3 protein-coding genes are annotated in these 4344 nt (G+C 74.2%); 1 reads left to right on the top strand and 2 read right to left on the bottom strand.

Annotated features, from left to right (window positions below; all coding sequences use genetic code 11):
* Window positions 1–1696 (top strand): HNH endonuclease signature motif containing protein (locus tag ACH9EU_RS07100; protein WP_396413240.1); only part of this gene is annotated, 1696 nt, incomplete at its 5' end.
* Window positions 1697–1952: 256 nt separating this feature from the next.
* On the opposite strand, the gene ccsB is transcribed toward ACH9EU_RS07100, so the two are convergent.
* Both ccsB and resB read right to left on the bottom strand, forming a co-directional pair.
* On the bottom strand, window positions 1953–3038 hold the full coding sequence (ccsB, locus tag ACH9EU_RS07095; RefSeq protein WP_396413239.1) for a c-type cytochrome biogenesis protein CcsB: 1086 nt from the start codon (window positions 3036–3038) through the stop codon (window positions 1953–1955).
* 13 nt (window positions 3039–3051) lie between these two features.
* Window positions 3052–4344: cytochrome c biogenesis protein ResB (resB, locus tag ACH9EU_RS07090; RefSeq protein ID WP_396413238.1), on the bottom strand; the 1293-nt coding region annotated here is incomplete at its 5' end.

The following is a 4344-nucleotide window of genomic DNA, read 5'->3' as shown; positions in this document are numbered from 1 at the left end:
TGGAGTCATGACCACCTGGCCCGATGATCCGTGGTTCCCGGACGATCCGCCGTTCCCGGGTGATCCGAGGTTCCCGGAGGATCCGCGGTCCCTGGAGGAGATGCTGCGGGAGGACACGGACCTGGACGCCCTGGAGCGGGACTACGCCCGGGCGGTGGGAGAGCTGGCCGGTGATGCCCGGGCGGAGGCGGCCGCGGCGGGACGGCAGCTGCGGGGGATCCACCGGATGTGGCGGCTCCAGGAGGAGGCCCACGAGCAGCGGCGGGCGGTGCTGGTGCGCTGGCTGAACGCACGTTCCCGGCGGTGCGGTCGGCAGCTGCTGGAGAGCCGCAGCCTGCTGGAGGTGGCCGCGGAGATCGGCCCGGTGCTGCGCCTGCCGGCGGTCACGGCGGTGCGCCGCGTGGAGCAGGCCATCGGCCTGGCCGGGTCCCTGCCCGAGGTGCTCACCGCCCTGGAGGACGGGGTGATCGGGGGCAAGCAGGCCGAGGTCGTCGTGGAGACGTGGATCGAGCTGCTGGGCAGCGAGCTGCGCCCTCCGCCGGAGCCGCGGCCCCCGGTGGAGGCGGTGCGGCAGCTGGCCGAGGACCTGCTGCGCGCAGCCCCCCAGAGCACGGCCGCCCAGCTGCGCGCGCTGGCCCGGCGGCGGCGGGAGGAGCTGCTGCGGAACACCGAGGAACAGCGTCACCGCCAGGCCCTGGCCGATCGGCGGGTGTGGGTGGAACCGGGCGAGAACGGGATGGCGAGGGTGTGCGCGCTGCTGGACGCCGCCACCGCCTACGCCGCCCGCGACCGGCTGGCCTCCCTGGCCCGGCGTGCCGGCCCCGCCGGCACCCCGGGCCCGGCAGGGTGCCTGCCGGGGACCGACCCGGACCGCGGCCCGGGCGGCAGTGAGCGTGATCGGCGCACCTGCGCCCAGGTGCAGGCGGACGTGCTGGCGGACCTGCTGCTGACGGGAGAGCCGCCCCAGTGGCCCGCCGACCTGCGGGGGATCCGCGGCCAGGTCGCCGTCACCGTCCCGGCCCTGGCCCTGCTCGCCCACACCACCGGGCCCGGGGCGCCCCCGGCGGGGCTGCCCGCCGCCGGAGGGTGCGCGGAGCTGGCCGGGTACGGCCCGATCCCGCTGGAGCTGGCCGCCCGGATCGCGGTGGCCGCCCCCTCCTGGTCCCGGGTGCTGACCGACCCGGTGACCGGCACGGTCCTGGAGTACGACCGGGCCACCTACGCGGTCCCGGCCGACCTCAAGCGCCGGCTGCGCCACCGGGACGAAACCTGCCGGTTCCCCGGCTGCCGCCGCAGCGCCGAACGCTGCGACCTCGACCACACGGTCGCGTGGGCCCAGGGAGGGGCGACCGCGGCGGGCAACCTGGCGCACCTGTGCCGCCACCACCACCTGCTCAAGCACCGACACGGGCCGCTGGGCCCCTGGACGGTCAGCCACCGCGACCGGCGGGACCCCCGGTGCCCGGAGGGCGTACTGGAGTGGACCTCACCGGCCGGGCGGATGCACGTGACCTACCCCCGCCAATACCACCACCCCGTGCTCACGCCCCTGCGGATCGCGGATCCGCTGATCGAGGGACCGCCCGACGGTGAACCCTCGGCAGGCTCGGCACCGCCGCCGCGGAGTGATCCCGGACCCCTGGACCGGCGCGACCCGGGACCGCCACCCCTGCCCGACGACCCACCACCCTTCTGATCCGCGATCCCCGCTGCGGCCGGACACGACCGGCACGTCACCGACCGGCACGTCACCGACCGGCACGTCACCGACCGGCACGTCACCGACCGGCACGTCACCGACCGAGCGGGCCGCCGGCGGAGGGGCGAGGCCCCTCCGTGCGAGGCGGCACGCCCGCGTCGTCCGCCGCTTCTCACACCATGCTCCCCGCGTCCCTGGAAGCGCGGCGTTCAGCACTGCGCCGCCCCAGGACCGACGTACCCCTGGACCGGGGTCAGAGCCCCGAGTAGGAGTGCAGGCCCGGGAAGACCGTGTTGACGACCGCGAAGTTGAAGATGACGCAGAGGTAGCCCACGATCGACAGCCAGGCCGACCGGGTCCCGGTCCACCCGCGGGTGGCGCGGGCGTGCATGTAGGCGGCGTAGACCACCCAGATCACGAAGGTCCAGACCTCCTTGGTGTCCCAGCCCCAGTAACGGCCCCAGGCCTGCTCGGCCCAGATGGCGCCTGCGGCGAGGGTGAAGGTCCAGAAGGCGAAGCCCACGGCGTTGAGCCGGAAGGACAGGTTCTCGAGGGCCTGGGCGGAGGGGACGGTACGGAGGAACGCCATGCCCGGCCGCTCGCCGGCCAGCAGCGCCCGCTCCCGGCGGGCCTGCAGCAGCTGGAGGACGGCCATGGCGAACGTGATGGTGAACACGCCCGAGGCCGCAACGGCGATGGAGACGTGGATGACCAGCCACCAGGACTGCAGCGCGGGCTGCAGCGGGCCCACCGGGGTGGGAAAGCCGATGGTGGCCGCGCACAGCATGATCACCACGAGACCGGTGACGAGGGTGCCCACGAAGCGGAGGTCCCGGACCAGCAGGGCGACCAGATACACTCCGGCCACGACCAGGGCTCCTGTGGTGCAGAACTCGTACATGTTGCCCCAGGGAACGCGGCCGGCAGCGAACGCGCGGGCCAGCACGGCGGCGAGGTGCACCGCTGCCGCAAGGGCCATGACGGCCACGGCCACCCGGGCCGCGGGCCTGCGGGCCCCGGTGTAGCGCATGCGTGCGTCCGCGACCTCGCCGGCCAGCACCGCCCGCTCTGCGGCACGGCCGCCGCGGCCGGAGGGGGGCCCGCCGGGCCCGTCCGCGGACACGTCGGAGGCGGCCGAGCCGGACACTGCCGACCCGGACACCGGCGACCCGGACACTGCGCCCACGAGCTCCTCGTCGCGGTCCCGCGCCGCCCCTGCCAGGGACCGCGAGGCGGACGCCATGTCCCACGCGAAGGCGACGAAGCTGACCAGGTAGGTCATGGCGGCCAGGAGCATGAACAGCTCGCTCCAGGCGCCCAGGGTCTCGTTGACGGTCATGCCGCCCATCCTCTCACTCGTTGTCGGTCGGGCTCTGTGCCGTGTTCCGGGCCCCGGGTCGGCTCGTCCGGTCCACGTGCGCGCCGGCCGTCACGGACTCCTCGGCCGGGACCGAGGTCCCGGCCTCCTCCGCGGTGCTCCACTGCTCGGCCCACAGCTCGCTCAGCCGGTCGGCCTCCGCCTCGAGCCTCGGGTCCTCGCCCCGCGCCAGGAGCCCGTGCTCCAGGACGGTGCACGGCCGGCCGGCCGCGTCGACCCCCTGCGTGGCCCGCACCCACACCCGGCGGCGCGCGATGAACATGGACATGAGCAGGCCGGTGAACGCCGCGACGAAGGAGACCAACGCGCCCGTCTTGCCGGGGTCGTAGTGGATGTCCAGGCCCACGTAGCGCTTCACGCCGAGGAACTCGATGGCGCCCTTGCCCTCCGGCAGCTCGTACCGGGTGTTCGTCGCGTCCAGCGTGATGGCGCCGTTCTCGTTGTTCATGGCATTGAGCTCGGTGAGCCCCTCCGCGTCCAGGACGTACACGTTCTGCGGGGACCCCGAGTCCAGGCCGAGGTCCCCGTGGTAGGCGGAGAGGATCAGCCGAGGGTTCGCCAGCCCGGGGTCCACGGAGCGCGGCATCTCGCCCTCGCCCCCCACGGCGGTGGGCAGGAGCAGACCCACGAAGCCCAGCTGGTCGGGGCCGGCGTCGGGGACCTTGAGCACCATCGAGGAGGTGTAGACGCCGTCCGACGGGATCGTGACCACAGGTCCCTCGAAGGCGACGTCGCCGTTGCCGTCCGTCACCCGGACCACCGGGGCGTAGCCGTTGCCCACCAGGTAGCTCTTCACGCCGTCCACGTTGAGCGGCTGATTGACCTTCAGGACCTCCTGCCGGGGCTCGGCCCCGGGCTCGTCCCGGACCGTGACCTCGGCCGTGAAGTCCAGCGGGGCTCCGTAGTTGCGCGGATCGGTCGTGTCCCGGTTGAACTCGGCGTCGAAGCTGTCGAGGCGCAGGGAGAAGGGATCGAGCCGGTCGGCGTCGAAGTTCGTGCCGGGGGTGAAGGAGTCGTAGCCGATCAGCGTGTTCACGAAGGACTCCCCCTCCACCACCACGCGCTGGCCCTTGTAACCGAACAGGGACCCCACGGCCACGGACACGAGCACCCCCAGCAGGGCCAGGTGGAAGACGACGTTGCCGACCTCCTTCCACATGCCCCGCTCCGCGGCCACCGACGGGGCGGCCGAGCCCGCGTCCCGCACCGCCACCCGGTAGCCGCGCCGCTCGAGCACCCGGGCGGCGCCGGCCACGACGTCGTCGGG

The sequence above is a fragment of the Kocuria rhizosphaerae genome (assembly GCF_044462265.1).
In the GTDB taxonomy this organism is placed as follows: domain Bacteria; phylum Actinomycetota; class Actinomycetes; order Actinomycetales; family Micrococcaceae; genus Kocuria; species Kocuria rhizosphaerae.
The sequence above is the reverse complement of the archived record's forward strand: the minus strand, read 5'-3'. Positions and strand labels throughout refer to the sequence as shown.